Below are 17800 nucleotides of genomic sequence, written 5' to 3'. Positions count from 1 at the left end.
CCTTTGAGGTGCTACCAACTCTTACCCTTGACTATTGCCCTAGTCTTTCTAAAATATATAAAGAATAATAAAAAATTGTAAACAGTTGTTTACATGGGTTCGTCCCAAAAAGCTGCTGCTGGATTTCTGAAGCTATGTTGCTTGAGTTCCAGAGATGGCAACTCACTTCAACACCTACGGAAGTTCTGATGTCTGAAGACCAGTGGCTATGGCACTAGGTCGGAAGCGATTCTGCGAAAAGCCGCAGCGTTTACAGACTTCTTACAATCAATTTCGTTTGCCGACAAGAAGAGAGGAATTGTTAATGATGACACAACCAAAGCCAACTATTACACCCAAACTAGAGGAGCCTAAATTTGGCTTTAATGAATATGCCGAACGATTAAATGGTCGAGCTGCAATGATTGGCTTCATCTTGATGGTGGTAATTGAATACCTAACCAATCAAGGCGTGCTATCATGGCTCGGTCTCAAGTAGTGCTGCCACAAAGCACAGGCGTTAAAGTTGTAAGCTAGTAATTAGAAGAGTTTTGACCAGCTGGGTATTCTAGCTGGTTTTAACTTAAGCAACAGATAGCGAAACTACCTCCCACGACTTACCGTCTATGGCTAAGAGGCAAACAAAAAGTGACAGTTTTATCCGGAACTTGCATTTATAGGTGCAAGAGGATTAATTACTACACTTCCTCTCCTACTTAAGATAATTATAATACGTGAAAATGCCTTGACATCAGAAAGGCCAAAAACGGTCTAATTGCGGGTGAGGTATTCTCGGTAAATTGACATAAAAGCCAATCGGGATCAAAGCAAACTGTGATGAATGTTATATTTCCTCGTTTTTTAAAGTCATCCTACCGGAAAGAGCCACTAATTAGTTTATTAATTACTATGGGCGTAGTAGACGCGCTGATTGGTGGATTAGATGATAGCTGGTCATTATTTACTTTTGGTTTAGTGACAGCAGGAATCAGCCTCGGTGTCAAACTGTGGCGCATCCAGCAACGCCGCCCTTTACCAGAAGAGGAACCTGTGGTGCAACATTACTTACCATCGCGCTCCTCTAGTCCAACTTTACCCATGCTAACTGTGACGAAGAAAAAACCACCCCACCAGAAATAGAGTACTGAATGCTACATAAGTTAGAGCCAGCGCCTTGGTAAGGTAGCGAGGTTTTGGATGTGCTTCACTTGAACTTTTACCAAGTGAAGTTTTTGGTGTGGGCTGCTACAACTCAGTCAAAGCTTGCCATACTCCACAAGAGAACCAGTATACGCCCGGAGGGCAGCTTGTTGGAGAGTAGAGTACGGTAGCAACAGGCGTTACAAAATGAGAAAAAACAGTGAGGAGCGAGGGAAAAGATAGGGATTATTCTGTGCTTCGCCCGTATATTGTCTTGGCATTTATGGCTTCTATTACCCTTCCAGTCACAATCTGGGAGGGGTTTTCCATTAAAACTGCTCATGCGGCTCTTGAAGTACCAAACTTACAAGTTAGAACCAGCTTTACTAATCCTCAATTAATTTACACCCTTCAGGGTCATGGGGGAACTGTTAAATCTCTAGCTTTCAGTCCAGATAGCAAAATTCTTGCCAGTGGCGGTGCTGAAAATGAGGGCGTAATTCGCTTGTGGAATCTAACAAAAGGCGAACGAGTGGGGACTATTCGCAAAGCACACAAAACAGCCGTAGAATCTTTGGTGATTTCGCCAGATGGACAAACCCTCGCCAGCTGTAGTAGCGATTACACAATTAATCTTTGGAACTTAAAAAATCAGAAATTTAAACGCTCTTTTGTTGGGCACAGTACTAATGTGCTGTCTTTAGCTGTATCTCCTGATAGTAAAGTTCTGATCAGTGGTGCTATAGATGGAATTCGTTTGTGGGATTTGCCGCAGCAGCGTCCTCTTGCTACTCTAGCCAGCTTTGATAACTTTATTTATACCCTAGCAGTTAGCCCTGATGGTCAAACCCTAGCTAGTGGAGACAATAAAGGTGTGGTTAAACTGTGGAACTTGAGTACAGGAAAACTAATTCGCGCATATGTAGGACATTCCAATTTAGTTAGTAGTGTAGCTTTTACCCCAGATGGGGCAACCATTGTCACTGCTAGCCGCGATCGCACTATTAAAATATGGAATCTTCAGACTGGCGAACTAATCCGTACCCTTACAGGACATAACAACTGGGTAAATGCTATTTCTATCAACCCTGATGGCAAAACCCTAGCCAGTGCTGGTAAAGATGGTATTAAGTTGTGGGATTTAACCACAGGTGAATTAATCAATACACTCAACAGCCATACTGATTGGGTAAGTGCGATCACCTTTAGTCCGAATGGGCAAATGTTAGCCAGTGGTGGTTTTGATAAACAAATTAAGGTTTGGGGAATTCCACCAAAACGCAATTAGCTGTTATGGAAATCTTCAATGATCTGTGAATTTCAAAAGACTGCTACTGGACGATTAACTAAGAATAGATACCCGACTTTTTCAAGAAGTTGGGTATCTGAATTAATAAGTGCGATCGCCACAAATCATTGTGCAATAGAAAATGCATTACTTTGAGTAATCTGCATCATTTTCCCAAAGTTTTTTTTGCATTGGCGAAACAACATTTCACTTACTATTTTCGCAAGAAGTCTATTAAATATTTACTAGCGAACGCTTACAAAACCAGCTTGCTCAATTGCCTTTTGTCCCTGGTCGGTAAGTAAAAGTTTGGCATAGGCATCTCCAACCTTGTGTTCTTGGCCTTTGTTCTGTTTAATAATCACAAACAAGTTGGAGGTTATTGGATAGCTGCCATTTTTGATGGCTTCAGTATTTACCTGGTTGCGTTGGCGTGGACACTGCTCAGGTGATACTAGGGGTTCGCGGTATGGGGAAACTAAATCGGCAGCAGTGCGACCCAGTGGCAAAGGTTTCACTCTACATTGAGGTACAACTGCACGGGCAGAAGCGTAATATATACCACCAGGAGTTTTGCTGAGTTGGCGGACTGCCTCTGTAGTTGAATAGACATACTTGACATTAGAGCCAAGTGCTCGTTGTTTCAAGCCACTATTGCTAGAAAAGATGATTGTGTCTGCATTCTCTGGTCGTTGCGAAAAAGGTGTGATCGGTAGATTTGGACCCCCTACTTGATTCCAGTTAGTAACCTGCCCCAAATATATCTGCTGCAATTGGTCAACAGTTAAACCTGGCACTTTCAGCGAAGGATTAACTACCACCGCTATCCCATCAATGCCAACCTGACGTTGCTCTAGCGTGATACCTCGCTTTTTTGCAATGGTTTGTTCTTCATCTGTAAGGGGACGGGAAGACTGAGCAAAGTCTAATTGTCCATTCAGTAACATCCGGATACCTGAGGTAGAACCAGGACTACCGTTAACAGGGTCTAGGTAGCGCAACTTTAGTTCAGGTCGGGCACTTAGAATTTGAGAATCTACTACTTGCCGAATAGGTGCCCAAGCTGTGCTACCACCGTAGTTGAATGAGTCGGTTGGCACATCAGCAAGTGACCCAAAAGTGGATGCATTACTAGAGGTGGTCTTGAGACTTTGACTAGAAGAATCGCTGTTGTTACGAGACAACAAGCCAGGCTTGAGCAACCACCAGAGCAGTCCGCCAATCACCATAAGTGTTAGCACTTTGCCAATAATTAAACCTCTCAGGAAGATGGCAACGTCTCCCTTAATCAAAGATTTTCCTTGGTTTGTATTGTCCATATTATTAATGTTGTTGATTTACATTGAGCCTATAAAAATCCTAGATATTAAATCGATAAAGCACCCTGTAATTATTAGTTAGTCACTCGTGTAATTAGATTAAATTTGCTCTTTTGTAGCCAGAACAATCATCTAATTACTAATTTTTATTTAACCGTCTCTGAACTATTGGCTAATCCACATAAGCAGATGGTGAGTCAACAAACTTTTCTATAAATGTATGTATTGGAGTTGGTTGGTTTTGCGGTGCTATACTCATACGTAAAAATGTATATATTAAAATTAGTATTAACACACTAGTAACAATGCCGAAGCCTATCCCCAGTAATAGAATAAACTTTCTATAAAGTAGTAAATCCTGATCGTCAGCGTTTTCATCTTTACCAACAGATTCAGAGTACTGTGGCAACGCCATATCAGGAATCAGGGCTTGCAAAGCTTCTGCTGCGGATTGGTAACGCTGGTTATGGCGTTCGTGAACCATTTTGTCTAAAATATCTGCTAGCCGATCGCTTACCTGTACCTTGTCACGCCAGATTACTTCTCCAGTCTCAAGATCTTCTTCTAGTTGCTCAGGCATTAGACCTGTCAAAGCTTGAATCCCAACCATGCCTACTGCATAAATATCGCTGCTAATTTTTGGTTTTCCCTTGGCTTGTTCGCTTGGCATATAGCCAGGAGTGCCAACAGCAATTGTGACGGTAGCTCCCCGAATACCTACTTTCTTAATACTTCCAAAGTCAATCAGTACAATCTTTTGATCGGAGTGCCGCCGCATGAGATTTTGCGGCTTAATATCCCGGTGGATAATTTTGTGTTGGTGGACGAAGACCAACACTTCTAGGATGTCTTTCAATAAATTAAAGACTGCTTCTTCGCTTAGAGGTTTACCTGGTACTATCTCTTGCGTCAAGTCATAACCGTCAACAAATTCTTGAACTAAATAAAAATCCCCATCTTCATGAAAGTGAGCAAACAAGGTAGGAATTTGGTTATGGTTGTTACCTAGCTGATATAAACCTTCTGCTTCACGGTCAAATAGGTTTTTGGCAATCGGCGCAACAGCAGGATGAGGATGTTTAGGATAAAAATGTTTGACAACACAATAGGGTTGACCTGGTAAATCCAGATCAATCGCTAAGTAAGTATCCCCAGATCCTCCTCTAGCCAGGAGTTTGACAATCTGAAAGCGATTTTTTAGTATTTTTTTGATTAAAGGATGCTGTTGCTTATTCAGTGTGCCGCCTGATAGCAAGTAAGTAATACCACCAGATACTCTACTCTTTAACTGTGTCACAGTATTGTAGCGATGCTGGAGTGTTTTTCTAATGCGAGGGTACTGACGCATGTGGCGTATCCTACCTACTAAATTGCTGACCAGTGAAATTTATTTGTAGAGTTTGCTTAAACTTCCGAATTACCGTCTGTTTAGTTGCTTGATATTTATATAAATTCCAAGCGATTTTTCTAAGCTTGGTATTGGTTTAGGGATAGTTTTACCATTGCTAACTTAGTGAATTTATGCCATTTTTGTATACTTCTTAATGCCATAAAATACATGAAGTGATTTTACCAAAAAATCACTTCATTTTGTATTTTTTTGCTTCCTTTGACTCGTACCTTGACAAGACTGGAGTTAAGAGCCGTAATTCTTAAAAGCTTTTGCTGAAGATGTTCTAATCTTAAATTATTCTACGTAGTAAAGTATAAAAAATATCGTATATAACTACAAAAAATGATATTTATATGTAAAAAATATTACTTATTTTAAATATATATCCAGTTTTATTGCTGAATTTTTTTCAGATACAAAGTTTACTATCTGAGGCTGTTAGTCTCAGTATATTTCAAATTTCAGCCTTTAAAGCTACATAGCAATCAGAATATTATTCTATTATTTAAGTATAAAAATAGACAAAATAATATGTATTTTAAATAACTTCCTAAAATATGTTAGCGATTAGTTTTAGCACTACTAAAGACTGACTTTTAAATCTATCAGAAGCGATCACACTACAATACTACTCACTAATATTTTTGCTAAATAATTCGTCGTGATAACTATTTTAGGTGGCGTGCGATCGCTTCTGGCAGATCCCAGCTTCTTCAAGAAGCCGAGGAGCTGGACAGCAAGTTTCGTTTAGAGGTTATTTATAAAGTAAAGCTTAAATCGTAGGGTGCGTTATAGCAACGCTTAACGCACCATCTTTCTCGGTGCGTTACGGCTAATAATCACTCTCTCAAACTCCCAAATCCTTGCATAGCCGTAACACACCCTACTTAATATTTACTTTATAAATGGTCTCTTAAGTATTCTACTTAATATTCACTATTCCCTGTTACAGTAAATCAGCACACTTGTAGAAGATGCTTTAGTTTAACTATCCCCGAAAATATTTCTTGCGTACCTTACTGTATATACTCTGAGTGAATAATTTAGCAACACGTATTTTTGTCAACTCTGGGATATTTGACTGTTGTTGAATTTTATGATCAAAAAATTCATTTAATTCAGCCAGAATAACTTGGAAACGCTTAATAATATTCTCGTATCGATACTCTGCAAAAAACTGTTCAGGCAAAGTCCCCTTTACTGGAGATTCAAGCAATTTTAAAATGCGTTGCGTATCAAACTCTTTGGAATATCCAGCAATTTTATGGCAATTAAATCCAGGATCTAAGTAATCAGATAACCCTCCATTGACACTAGAGAATACCTGACAGCCACAGGCAAGGGCTTCCATTGGTTGCAGCCCAAATCCTTCACTCACACCTTGTTGTGCCCAATATTCAGCAGAATCGTAAAGATAAATCTTAGCGCGATTGAAGAGTCCAGGCAAATCCTCAACATAGGAATTAACAACAAATACCCGACATTTTTTCTGCAATTCAGGAATTAATGCTTGCATTAAATATTCTGAAGATTTTCTTGCTTGAACTAAAACATCAATATCTCGCTCTAGATGTAAATTTTGAAATTCATCCGAAATTTGATTAGGTAAATAATAAATCAAAGAGTTAGGAGCCTTTTGTCCCCAATATCCCATTGTATTTCGGCTTACAGTAATAATCGGAATACTGGCTGGCAAGCGGAATCTATAACCCGCACTGTGGGCATGGTAGACAACGTTATATTTCTGAAGCTTAGCTGCAAGTTGAGCAATATCAAATCCCCAACTAATCACAAAAATTACATCATCTAAATTTTTTGCCTTGAGCAGATCGTCTAAAAAAATTTTGTCTGTTTCCCGTTGGCGGTAAGTTACAACATCGGCACTACAAATCTGCTGAGCCAAATTAACTGTTTTTAACTCTGCCCAAAGACCACCACAGGCAAATTTACCATCTGTCCCCGGAACTAAGAAATAAAGCTTTCTCATTACTTACTCTCTGAAAATGCGTGGGCGCACAATCGCGTAGCGGTAAGTCCCTATCTTAATAGAAATGTCGCTTTCAAGAGCGGAATAAATAATATTCAGATATTCACCACTAACTACTTACTCTTGCCAATTAACCTGGACAAAATGTGCCTCGCGTCCCCAAACGTCGCGTTTACGGATAATATTTTCAATTTTGAGATTAAAGGGAATAGCAGTTGTAAGGTAGCGCTGTGCCATAGAACCTAAATCTGGTGCGAGTTCAGCTGCTGTCGTGGCGGCTAATCCCAAACCTATTAGTTGCTCAATTGGCCGGAATGGTAGCAAAAAATGCACACTTACAGCTAGTCCAGCTGTTAACAGCATAGCTACTGATAAATTGGTGCCGCAACGGGGATGTACAGCTAAATCCCATTCACCACTAGTAAGGCGATGTAACGCCAGGGTGACTGCACGTCTTAAATCACTGATATTCACTTCACCATAGAGGTAGAATCCATGCTCTGTAGACAAACCACCTAATAGTTCGTTATCAACTTGAACATTGGTAGATTCTCTGCTGGGAGTATAGGCACTATTTGATTCACTCAAAACCCAAACAGTAGCGTGTTCTAAGGCATGAACTTGTCGCAGCATCAAAATTTCTTTCAATCCAGGGATAAATGATAGCTGCTTGAGTAGATCGGCGTCTTGCGTAGATTGTGGAAAATCTGTAGACGCACGAGGTGAGGCTTCTCGTTCGAGGTTGGGCGTAACCCTTTTTAAGGGGTAGGCGTTCCCGAAGGGTGGAGTACGTCTTGGTGTCAGGGTAGCTTGATCTGCAACTTTTGGAAAGTTTCCAGTCAGAGGTGCTGTTAAATCAAAGCTGAAAAAGTCAAAGGGAGACAAGCCACTTGAAAAAAAAGTAGAAGTATTCATAGGAACACTGCTCCCTAAGCCGATGGAGCAACATAGATTTCTTTCAAATGTAGCGCTTGCGGCAAAATATTATTGCTAATTTTTATTGATGAGTAGACATAGCAGTTTACAGTTGGGCAATAAAAGCCCATCTCTATTAATTATTGTAGTACTTACGCATGAGTAAGAAAAAATTAAGGATTTAAGCAAGGGGTGCAGGGATATAAGGGGATAGGGGCTTAGGTATTCAAAACCCTTACACCCTTACATCTAGCCTGCGTCAGTCCTAATCTGGTTGATTGCGACGCTAATAACAGTTTGTGGTAGAGGTTCACACTGAAACAAAGGCGTGAAGAGCAGAACTCTTTGTTAAGCGTCACATTGCCTTGGCTGTAAACCAAAAGAACTTGAACGTGATAACGCAATCAATGATGTCCGGATTAGACGCCATCGATCGCGTCCTTACTAGCAACTTGTCTAATCGTTATGGTTAGGCAGAGGACAGCAATTGACATCATTCAAACAGACTTTGCCCCACTGTAAGGCCCAGCGCACAAGAGCTACTCGGTTTTCCGTCTGGGTTTTAGTGAGAATATTGCTGATATGGTTATCAACTGTGCGTTTGCTAATTTCCAGTTTTCCTGCAATCTCTTGGTTAGTTAAGCCAGCGGCCACTAAGTCGATAATTTGCAGTTCTCTGTCTGACAGACTAACAGGGGTCTGAGACTCGCCAGCAGCCATGACTTATTCTATCCTCCCTTGGTATATGTACTTAATCGCTCTCTCTAATTCTAGAAGATTCTTTTATAGGCAGGTGTTTTCAGTGCTATTAGCATAACAATTGCCATTATTTTCCTTTTATTTTTGCTTCATAGTAATGAAATTGACAAAATGCTTGTACTAAATACTACCATTTGTTAGTTAAAATCAGCCTTTTTACAGATGCCAGGAAACGTGGGGGCAAAAGCATATACATCTTAATATTAGTAGCAAAAATTGCTATTTCATTCTATGAAGGACGGGCGACAGATAGCACAGATTATTGTAGATTTTATACTGGAAAATCTTCCACCCAAATCGAAAACCTAAAATGAAATGAGCAATCCCCGTGTTTTATGTCTCGGTGAAATTTTATTTGATTGTTTAGCCGATCAATTGGGGCTAAAGCTAGAAGAAGTTAAGTCCTGGACTCCTTACCCAGGAGGAGCACCAGCTAACGTAGCCTGTGCTTTAGTAAAGCTGGGGACGCCAGCGGGTTTTATTGGATCTGTTGGTGAAGATCAACCAGGGAATGAATTGGTAAAGCTGTTACAAGAACTAGGCGTAGACACAGCAGGAGTGCAACGTCATCCCACAGCACCAACGCGACAAGTTTATGTAACCAGAGATTTGGCAGGCGATCGCACTTTTGCTGGATTCGGCAAGTATAATACCACTGAATTTGCTGATACGCGCCTGCAAGCAGAAAAATTGCCCCACTCCCTGTTTCAAGAGGCTGATTTTCTAGTTTTAGGTACTTTGGAATTAGCTTATCCAGAAAGTGAAAAGGCAATTCGCCGCGCTCTAGAATTAGCAGAATATTACGATCTAAAAATTTTGCTGGATGTGAATTGGCGTCCTGTTTTTTGGGAAGATGCCAAAATTGCTCGGCAAAAAATTGAAGAAATATTTAAGCAAGTCGATTTTGTCAAACTCTCCAAAGAAGAAGCGGAATGGTTATTCGATACAAAAGACCCTGGCGCAATTACTTATCGTAGGGATTCACTGGAAGGAGTGCTGGTGACAGATGGCGAAAACGGTTGTGCCTATTGCTTGGGTGAGAATGAAGGCAAATTACCCTCATTTTCTATGCCTGTTGTAGATACAACAGGTGCGGGGGATAGCTTTTTGGCAGGGTTTATTCACCAAGTACTTCAGCATGGTATCCAAAGCTTGAGCAATGCAGAAACAGTAAAACGCATTGTCACCTATGCGAGTGCTGTGGGTGCTTTGACTACTATTAAACCAGGCGCGATCGCCTCCCAACCAACTGCGGCTGAAGTCGAAGCTTTTCTGGCTTCCCATCAACTTTAAAGGGTAGCTTGGATGTTTTATTCCATGTGAAAAGAGTAGTAACCTGAATTGCAAAAAAATCAGGTTACTACTGGTAGGCTTTCTTTGTTCACCCAATTTTTGTCTAAAAATCTGATTAGGCTAGTTCTGGAATAATACCAATGTCGTTTGTAGCTTAGTTTGTTCTGATACTTGATAGCGATCGCAGAATTTGTAGGTTCAAGAGGCAGTATGAACACAACTGACGACAGTATTCCAGTTATTGGCAAACGCATTCTTGGATGGACTAGCGCCTATTACCCCGGTTGGAGACAAGAATATTTACATCCTCAGAATATTGATTACAGCGCTGTAACTGCTATCATCCATTTTGCTGTAAAACCTGGGAATAAACAGCATGGTCTGTTATCTGACCCAGCAGGCTTGGACTTTGAAACTAATCAAATTACCCCAGATAACTCAGCGGCGCTGTTGAAAGCAGCTCATGCCGCAGGAACCAAAGTTCTATTTGCTCTCGGAGGAAGAGACGGTCAAGGAGAAGTTTACGGAGCGACACGCAATAGATTTAGAGCCGCTACCAGCTCAGAAAATCTTGAAGCTTTCACTAATAATCTTGTCAAATTTTTAACCAATGATAATACAGGCTATGGTGGCGAACAATATGATGGTATTGATATTGATTGGCAACCTGTAAAAGAAGAGGATGAACAGCAGTATGCTGCGCTCATTAATCTTTTGAGTCAGAAATTAAGCTTGATTACTCCTAGGCCGATATTAACTGCTGCTGTCAAAGACCGACCCGAGCTATTTGCAAAGTTGCAACACCAATTTGAGCAAATCAATATTATTTCCTATAACTTAGCGGGAAATTGGCCTGGTTGGGTTACTTGGCACAATGCACCAATTTATGACGGTGGTAACAAGTTTCCTACGACTGGTAAGTTGCTTCCTTCTGCTGATGGTCTTGTTAAAGCCTTTATCGATGCAGGCGTACCAGCAAACAAGTTAGCGATTGGCATTGATTTTGAAGGGAAAAAGTGGGGTGGTGTTTTTGAGCCACTACAGAAATGGGATAAAACCCAGATACCCACATTTGGAGCAATTCCATACTTTGAAATTATCAATCGCTATTACAAAAAACAAGTCTACCACTGGGATAAAACTGCTCAGGCAGCCTATTTAAGAATTAATACACTGGGTTCAGCTACGGACGGTTTTATCTCCTATGACGACGAAATATCTGTTCAGGCGAAGATTGATTATGTGGCAAATAATGGCTTAGGTGGCGTGATTATTTGGGATCTTGGCGCTGGTTGGCTACCTGAAGCCGAGATTCGCGATCCTCTGCTTCAGGCTGTCAAAAATGCTGCATACCCTTTACCCTACTGATGGGGATTTGGTAGTAGTAAAGTTAGCTGGGATATCAGTTGCGATCGCGAGTCATCAGGCAGCAGTAGGCGCACCTGTTATACCTCCAAGTACAGTAGTTTCACCTGGTCCATACCACCACAAGGGTTTGGTATTAAGCTTTTGGGAATTTGTGCAAGAATTAGACGAGCCAGTAAATCCAACCACTGCCGGAAAAGCTTTGCGTGAGTGTCACGAAGCACTGGTAGACTTCGACGGTGAGCTTCCCGTCCTTGATGCGTTGTCTGAGTCTGAGCCGATTTTCTCGCAACTCCGCAGCCAGGGGGTATTCAGCCCTGCGGACGCAGACATGCTCCTACAAGTGAACGAAAGATTAAAAACTAAGTTCCCACAACTAGAGTTACCCATGCAACCCGTTCACGGCGACTCAAACCCGTCGAATGTATTAAATACCATACGTGGAGTGTTATGGGCTGACTGGGAGGACACATTTATTGCACCCATCGTTTGGGACATTGCCTGTTTTGTTGCCTCATCTCGCGTCTTTGGCAAGGATGTAGAGCGAGCCAATGCAGCACTCAACGGCTACCGTATGAAAATTGATGATCGGGTATTGGATTTATTTATTGAAGCACGCACTTTTCAAACGCTACTCTAGAACTATATTATTGGGCAGCAACACCCTAACAGTTTGCAGCGGTTTGAAGGTCGTTTGCGATGGTTTTGTGAGCGCGAGGAACACGCTTAACCTGCGGGAAGCCCTTGCGTGTCTATGCGCGAGCAACGACAATAAAACTATTTATAGTATGCTAAAGCTTGAGCATTACTACCCAAGTGTTGCTATGTAGTTCCAATCCTTACTAGGAAAGATGCTTCATCTAAATTAATTACCCGTTTGGCGATTAATACTTAAAGATTCGATATTGTATTCAATTGCTTGCTCAAGCAAATTTATTTGGCTGCACAAATTACTTAAGCTTTTTAAAATAGCACTTCTGACTCTTTTGTCGCCGATCTCATCAGAAATATCTAAGGCTGTTGTCAAAAAATCCATTGCTTTTTCATACTGATCAATTCCTTTATATGCCTGACCGAGATTGTGAAGGCTAATCATCACAAGGCTTTGGTTTTCAATTTCTCTGGCGAGCAAAAGTGATTGATTACAAAAAGTAATTGTTTTTTGCCACTGCTGTAACTGAAGATAAATCCCACCAATATTTGCTAGCGAGTCTCCTATGGCTTTAATATCTTCCATTTCATGAGCAATTAGAAGAGCCTTTTGTTCATACTTAAGTGCCTGTTGATAATCTCCTAAACACTGGTAAACATTTGCTAGCGATCCTAAAGCACTTTTTTGGCAAATACGCTCATTTATTTCGCAACTAATAGCTAACTGATTTTGGAAACACTCAATTGCTTTTTGATACTGACCAAGATTGTGATAATTATTTCCTAGCCGCCATAACCCTGCAATATGTAAACTCCTATTTCCTGTCTTATAAGTAATTTTTAGCAGTTGTGTAAAATATTTAATAGACTCATGACATTGACTTAGTTGACGATAACAATTACCTATGTTGTATAGTGCAACCTCCTGCCAATTTTCAGCACCCATCCGCTGAGATAAGGCAAGAAGTAGCTTATGGTATTCCAACGCTTGGGAAAACTTAAATAGTCTTTCATATATAGCTGCTAGCTGACTTAAGCAAGTTAGCTCTTCTTGATGATTTTGGCTTTGTCGGCTGATTGACAACCTCTCCAGGTAATAAGTAAGTCTCCTCTGGAGGAGATGCGTAATATTTTTTTCCTTTTCTCCTAACATCTTGAGTATTGCACTATATTTACTACCTTAAACATGACTGTATTAAGTGCAGCCAAAATTATTTACAGTAATAAGTAGCATTTTCCTGGGGGAGTGTCACGTATTAATTTGGTAAAGTTGTTCATTTTTTAAATAAGATTCATATTATCTTGTTCAAACCGTTAGCAGGATTTCACATTCTAAATTGTATATAGTAAATTTTTTATAACAGCTACGGATTTATACTTAGTTAACGATGAATTTTCAGCTTTTTTGGCTCTAAAACCTTAACTCGCAGATTGATAACAGCTGCGCCGCTTATTTACTATTAGTTTAAAAGTAGCAAAGTTTACAAACAATGCCAAGCTATAAGTAAGTAGATGGTAGAAAGCAGAAGCGGAAATCGTCTTCATAAAGAATTTACAAAGTTTGGCATCTGACTTTAATGATGTCCACTGAGATGGAAATAGACCCGAGAAATTAAAGCGACTTACTGACTCTATTTTCATAGCCAGTAAGAAAAGTTATATTTAATGCAACTTTTTCCCATTTTGTGTCTGTTGTTGCAACATATATTTTTTTCATTAAATTATCTTGTTATATTTACTACAAATTTAATACAAATTAGCAGCTTTTAGCAATAAATCTAGAGACTTAAGACTCATTGAGCAATTAAAAACAATAAATCATACCTAGGGTGAATTAACTTTTTGTCTAAACTTAGCAAATTATTGAAGAGTTGGCTTTTCTGAAATGATGACGTGTGTAGAAGAGTCTTAAATCAGGGCTGATTGGTTGCTGTAATATGCGATCTATAACTGGCTAGGGATAACGCAGCAGAATCATAACTCTCAGGCTTGACCTTCAATCTGCCTAAGACAAGCTTGCTCAAAAGGATTGAATTTGCCTGATTATTGGAGCAAATTAATGATGGATATATTGAAGTAGATGGTAGTCTCAAATTCTGCGATCGCTCAGGGCAAATTATCCGCGAAGAACTACCACCCCAGAGCAAAAACCAAGGATGGATTCATCAAGCACAACTGCGCCCAGAAGAACGCATTTACGGGCTAGGAGAACGGGCTTCATCGCTAAATCTCCGGGCCGCCAAAGATGAGCAGCAACAAAGTAAAATCTATCGCATATGGAACTACGATGCTGCGGGGATGTATCCTCCAGGCTCAGATCCGATGTATCTGTGCATTCCTGTATATTTAGGTCTCCACTCGGTTGGCAGTTATCTAATTTTTTATGAGAATTCTTTTGATGCCAATTTTACATTTGCGGAAACTGCCACAGCTGACTTTACAGGAGGATCGCTGCGTTATTATTTTACCTCTGGTTCACCGAGACAATTACTAGAGCGTTATACCGAATTAACTGGACGTGCGCCCCTACCTCCGCGATGGGCATTAGGCTATCATCAGTCTAAATGGGGGTATCGTACAGAATCTGCGGTGAGAGAAGAAGCTAGAGCTTTTCAACATCAAAAATTACCCTTAAGTGCTATTCATCTGGATATTGACTGTCAAGTTGGATACCGGGCTTTCACAATCGACCCAGAACGGTTTCCGAAATTGGCGAGTTTTACACAAGAATTAGCCGTACTGGGAGTGCAATTTATCGCAATTCTCAACCCAGGAATTAAGTACAGTCGCCACAGCAACCTATTTTTAGAAGGTCAAATATTAGATGGGTTTTGTAAACTCCCAAATGGCAAACTTGTAGTTGCGCCTGTATGGCCTGGTTGGTGCGTATTTCCAGATTTTACCAATCCCAAGGTTCGCAGTTGGTGGAGTCGGCAGTATGCATATTTGCTGGATGTGGGTGTGGCAGGTTTTTGGCATGATATGAACGAACCTGCTGCTTTTATTACTTCCGGCGATCGCTCTTTGCCAAAAGTCACTCAACATTTTATGGAAGGTAGAGGTGGCGATCACCGCGAAGCTCATAATATTTACGGTTTGTTGCAAGCAGAAGCCGGCTACGAAAGTTTGCGTCAATACCGCCCAGAGAAACGACCTTTTATAGTTTCCCGTGCAGGTTGGGCAGGACTTCAGCGCTATGCTTGGACTTGGACTGGGGATATTGAATCTAGTTGGAGTGCGTTACGCCAAACAATATCAACAATTGTTGGCTTAGGGCTTTCTGGGATTCCCTACAGTGGGCCGGATATTGGTGGTTTCCAGGGTAATCCGAGTGCGGAACTATACTTACGTTGGTTCCAGATGGCAAGCTTCTTCACATTTTATCGGACTCACTCTTCTAATAATGTAGAACACCGCACGCCCTGGACTTACGGCGAACCTTACCTAAGTATCATTCGCTCCTTCATGGAATTGCGCTACCGCCTGCTACCTTACTTTTATACTCTATCCTGGGAAGCGGCACAGAAGGGTTATCCGCCTGTGCGCCCGCTGTTTTGGGCTGGTAGCGATGATACAACACTGTGGGATGTAGAAGATGCTTTCTTGTTAGGTGATGCTTTACTGGTTTGTCCCATTGTTGAAGAGGGAGGGAAATCACGGCAAGTTATTTTACCCCCAGGACGTTGGTATAGTTTTTGGGATGACACAGTATTTGAGGGTGGACAACAGGTAAGTCTTTCAGCACCGCTAGAAAGCATTCCTGTGTTGGTTAAAGCCGGGAGTATCTTACCTATGGAAGAAAATAAGCAACTTACTCTTCACCTTTACCCACCTACACAAGGTAAAAGTTTTACTCAGCTATACAGCGATGCGGGTGATGGTTATGGAGCATCCCGACTGGATAAATTCCATCTGCTAAGATTGGCAAACGGTTTAGAATTTACTTGGGAAGAACAAGGAGATTACCCTTTCCCTTACACAAGCGTACAGATCCATTTGCATGGGTTGAAACTTCAGCAAGCTTGGGTAGATGATGCAGAAGTTACTTGTCAGGGGCAACAATTAAAGTGCGATCGCTTCTTAAAGATTCGCTTGCAAGCAGAGTAAGTCACCAACATAAAAAAGCGGCTGGAAAATCCAAACCGCTTTTTGCTTTTAATTAAAAAATGGTAACCGTAAAATTACCTTATTAATTGCTCTGGGGTAAATATTTTCTCTCTGATGAACCTGTGTACTTGGCTGTCGAAGATGTGGCTTTTTCAAGAATAAAATTCACTAGTGCTAATTTTTGCAGTCACCCTATTCTGATCGAAAATGCTGCAAAATTTATCCGGGATTCATGGTACGAAACCATTGCTCATCTTGGGTAAAAAGAATATCGAGGGTGACATTAGGAAATTCTTGTTTCACAATATCGGTGATTTGGTGTCGCATGGCATCGATTGCTTCGATACTAGTTAATTTCTCATCATTAGGTACTAGCCAGTAAAGATGGAGATATAAAGCCTCTCCTACTTCTGTCATTCTCAAATAACGCTTGGCACAAGGAAATTTTGTTGTTGCAACATCAAGTAAATCATTGATACGTTTTTGCAAAGCTGCTTGGGGAGCACCCAACAAAAGTTGATTCAAACTTTCAAGTATAACTTTAGCAGGTATAGGCACAGTCAGTAGCACTAATATGATCACAATTGTGGGGTCTGCATAGGGCACAAACCAAGCAAAAGAGGTTTGTTTAATTAGTGTGACAATACTAAATACAATCCCAACAGAAAGACCAATTATCCCGTTAATCATCCAATTTTTTGCATCTACACGTACTATTGGAGATCCCGTCTTTTTAGCGATAACGGTATGTGTAATTGAAATGATGAGACAGGTAAATGCAGCAATCACGGCATAAATTACTACTACTCCTGCATCAATATGTCTGCCACCATGTAACAACGCAGCCGCTGAAGAAGCAAAGGCAAACATGGACAATCCAGCAATCAGTAGTGACTTGCATAAGTTAAGCAAGGGACTAAAGCCCTTATAACCAAATTGAAACTTTCGTCCCTCTGGGCGTTTCAATAGCCGAGAAATCCACAATGTGGTTAATGCCATTACAAAAGTAATCACATTAAAGAAAGCATCAAGCAATACTGCTCCCGATTGGACGGCTAATCCGAAGCAAATGCCCAAAATCGCTAGAAATAAAGCACCACCGATAGATAAGTAGATGCTAGTTTGTTCAAGACGCGCACTATTCATAAACAAGAGTTACGTATTTAGTTACCTGTTAACTGACTCATGCTTGTCAAACAAGCCATTGTCTATGTTTATACTTAGGATATAGCAAGCATGTCTCCAATGACGGTTGCGTTGCAAAAGTTAGGATGCCACGAAATCCTTCTAGAGACTGGTTTTGATGGCTAAAATCTAAATTAGCCTAGAGAAGCCAACCTCTAATTGGCAGATTTTTCACACTGATACCAGCCTGTGAGTTTTTACAGGCGATCGCTAGTGCAAGAACATAATCTATGCTGTCCAACTTTATTGGTTTAGATAACATTCTGATGGACTAAGCGAAAGCAAGCCTGCTAAGAACATTAACCTTGATTTGTTTTTAACTCTATAGTTATTAATGCAATACTGCACTAGAAAATTTATCCCTCCGTTTATCCTTTAGCAATGGCAAGTAGATTTGATTAAGTAGCTAATCATGATTG

General features: G+C 40.7%; 14 protein-coding genes. 7 read left to right on the top strand and 7 right to left on the bottom strand.

The window, feature by feature from the left end; translation table 11 throughout:
* Window positions 1–307: 307 nt before the first annotated feature.
* From BV372_RS05025 to BV372_RS05015, 3 genes are all read left to right on the top strand, one after another.
* Window positions 308–478, top strand: a complete 171-nt coding sequence (locus BV372_RS05025) for a chlorophyll a/b-binding protein (protein ID WP_086684156.1) — start codon at window positions 308–310, stop codon at window positions 476–478.
* Between the two features lie 338 nt (window positions 479–816).
* Window positions 817–1119, top strand: coding sequence for a hypothetical protein (locus BV372_RS05020; protein ID WP_086684081.1), 303 nt, complete (start codon window positions 817–819; stop codon window positions 1117–1119).
* A 283-nt stretch (window positions 1120–1402) separates the two neighbouring features.
* On the top strand, window positions 1403–2407 hold the full coding sequence (locus BV372_RS05015) for a WD40 repeat domain-containing protein (RefSeq protein ID WP_086684078.1): 1005 nt from the start codon (window positions 1403–1405) through the stop codon (window positions 2405–2407).
* Between the two features lie 245 nt (window positions 2408–2652).
* Here BV372_RS05015 and BV372_RS05010 read toward each other — a convergent pair whose 3' ends face one another.
* The 5 genes from BV372_RS05010 to BV372_RS04990 all read right to left on the bottom strand — a co-directional run bounded on the left by BV372_RS05010 (window position 2653) and on the right by BV372_RS04990 (window position 8741).
* Window positions 2653–3726, bottom strand: coding sequence for a PstS family phosphate ABC transporter substrate-binding protein (locus BV372_RS05010; RefSeq protein ID WP_086684075.1), 1074 nt, complete (start codon window positions 3724–3726; stop codon window positions 2653–2655).
* A gap of 172 nt (window positions 3727–3898) precedes the next feature.
* The gene (locus BV372_RS05005; protein WP_086684072.1) at window positions 3899–5074 is read right to left on the bottom strand and encodes a serine/threonine-protein kinase; all 1176 of its coding nucleotides are present in this window, start codon (window positions 5072–5074) and stop codon (window positions 3899–3901) included.
* A 1033-nt stretch (window positions 5075–6107) separates the two neighbouring features.
* Window positions 6108–7106 (bottom strand): glycosyltransferase, encoded by a 999-nt coding sequence (locus tag BV372_RS05000; protein WP_086684069.1) that lies wholly within the window; start codon window positions 7104–7106, stop codon window positions 6108–6110.
* 117 nt (window positions 7107–7223) lie between these two features.
* On the bottom strand, window positions 7224–8021 hold the full coding sequence (locus BV372_RS04995; protein ID WP_256973087.1) for a DUF6391 domain-containing protein: 798 nt from the start codon (window positions 8019–8021) through the stop codon (window positions 7224–7226).
* Between the two features lie 456 nt (window positions 8022–8477).
* Window positions 8478–8741, bottom strand: a complete 264-nt coding sequence (locus BV372_RS04990) for a helix-turn-helix transcriptional regulator (protein WP_045870570.1) — start codon at window positions 8739–8741, stop codon at window positions 8478–8480.
* 354 nt (window positions 8742–9095) lie between these two features.
* On the opposite strand from BV372_RS04990, the gene BV372_RS04985 reads away from it, so the two are divergent.
* From BV372_RS04985 to BV372_RS04975, 3 genes are all read left to right on the top strand, one after another.
* Window positions 9096–10073, top strand: coding sequence for a carbohydrate kinase (locus tag BV372_RS04985; RefSeq protein WP_086684067.1), 978 nt, complete (start codon window positions 9096–9098; stop codon window positions 10071–10073).
* A 210-nt stretch (window positions 10074–10283) separates the two neighbouring features.
* Entirely contained in the window at window positions 10284–11441 is a 1158-nt protein-coding gene (locus BV372_RS04980; RefSeq protein ID WP_086684064.1) for a glycoside hydrolase family 18 protein, read from the top strand.
* Window positions 11416–12078 (top strand): phosphotransferase, encoded by a 663-nt coding sequence (locus BV372_RS04975; RefSeq protein WP_086684061.1) that lies wholly within the window; start codon window positions 11416–11418, stop codon window positions 12076–12078. Before BV372_RS04980 ends, BV372_RS04975 begins: the two co-directional genes overlap by 26 nt.
* Window positions 12079–12303: 225 nt before the next feature.
* Here BV372_RS04975 and BV372_RS04970 read toward each other — a convergent pair whose 3' ends face one another.
* The gene (locus BV372_RS04970; RefSeq protein WP_256973086.1) at window positions 12304–13242 is read right to left on the bottom strand and encodes a tetratricopeptide repeat protein; all 939 of its coding nucleotides are present in this window, start codon (window positions 13240–13242) and stop codon (window positions 12304–12306) included.
* Window positions 13243–14135: 893 nt separating this feature from the next.
* On the opposite strand from BV372_RS04970, the gene BV372_RS04965 reads away from it, so the two are divergent.
* Window positions 14136–16196 carry a glycoside hydrolase family 31 protein gene (locus BV372_RS04965; protein ID WP_256973085.1) on the top strand — a complete coding sequence of 687 codons (2061 nt, stop codon included), beginning with the start codon at window positions 14136–14138 and terminating at the stop codon, window positions 16194–16196.
* Window positions 16197–16415: 219 nt separating this feature from the next.
* Here BV372_RS04965 and BV372_RS04960 read toward each other — a convergent pair whose 3' ends face one another.
* Window positions 16416–17342 carry a cation diffusion facilitator family transporter gene (locus tag BV372_RS04960; RefSeq protein ID WP_086684058.1) on the bottom strand — a complete coding sequence of 309 codons (927 nt, stop codon included), beginning with the start codon at window positions 17340–17342 and terminating at the stop codon, window positions 16416–16418.
* Between the last annotated feature and the right edge of the window lie 458 nt (window positions 17343–17800).

Source organism: Nostoc sp. T09, from assembly GCF_002154695.1.
Lineage (GTDB): Bacteria > Cyanobacteriota > Cyanobacteriia > Cyanobacteriales > Nostocaceae > Aulosira.
Note: the sequence above shows the minus strand (reverse complement) of the source record. Positions and strands in the feature narration are given on the sequence as shown.

Excerpts from the sequence above, each read along its gene's own strand:
- BV372_RS05025 (WP_086684156.1), top strand. The coding sequence starts at position 308 with ATGACACAACCAAAGCCAACTATTACACCCAAACTAGAGGAGCCTAAA.
- BV372_RS05020 (WP_086684081.1), top strand. The coding sequence starts at position 817 with ATGAATGTTATATTTCCTCGTTTTTTAAAGTCATCCTACCGGAAAGAG.
- BV372_RS05015 (WP_086684078.1), top strand. The coding sequence starts at position 1,403 with ATGGCTTCTATTACCCTTCCAGTCACAATCTGGGAGGGGTTTTCCATT.
- BV372_RS05010 (WP_086684075.1), bottom strand. The coding sequence starts at position 3,726 with ATGGACAATACAAACCAAGGAAAATCTTTGATTAAGGGAGACGTTGCC.
- BV372_RS05005 (WP_086684072.1), bottom strand. The coding sequence starts at position 5,074 with ATGCGTCAGTACCCTCGCATTAGAAAAACACTCCAGCATCGCTACAAT.
- BV372_RS05000 (WP_086684069.1), bottom strand. The coding sequence starts at position 7,106 with ATGAGAAAGCTTTATTTCTTAGTTCCGGGGACAGATGGTAAATTTGCC.
- BV372_RS04995 (WP_256973087.1), bottom strand. The coding sequence starts at position 8,021 with ATGAATACTTCTACTTTTTTTTCAAGTGGCTTGTCTCCCTTTGACTTT.
- BV372_RS04990 (WP_045870570.1), bottom strand. The coding sequence starts at position 8,741 with ATGGCTGCTGGCGAGTCTCAGACCCCTGTTAGTCTGTCAGACAGAGAA.
- BV372_RS04985 (WP_086684067.1), top strand. The coding sequence starts at position 9,096 with ATGAGCAATCCCCGTGTTTTATGTCTCGGTGAAATTTTATTTGATTGT.
- BV372_RS04980 (WP_086684064.1), top strand. The coding sequence starts at position 10,284 with ATGAACACAACTGACGACAGTATTCCAGTTATTGGCAAACGCATTCTT.
- BV372_RS04975 (WP_086684061.1), top strand. The coding sequence starts at position 11,416 with ATGCTGCATACCCTTTACCCTACTGATGGGGATTTGGTAGTAGTAAAG.
- BV372_RS04970 (WP_256973086.1), bottom strand. The coding sequence starts at position 13,242 with ATGTTAGGAGAAAAGGAAAAAAATATTACGCATCTCCTCCAGAGGAGA.
- BV372_RS04960 (WP_086684058.1), bottom strand. The coding sequence starts at position 17,342 with ATGAATAGTGCGCGTCTTGAACAAACTAGCATCTACTTATCTATCGGT.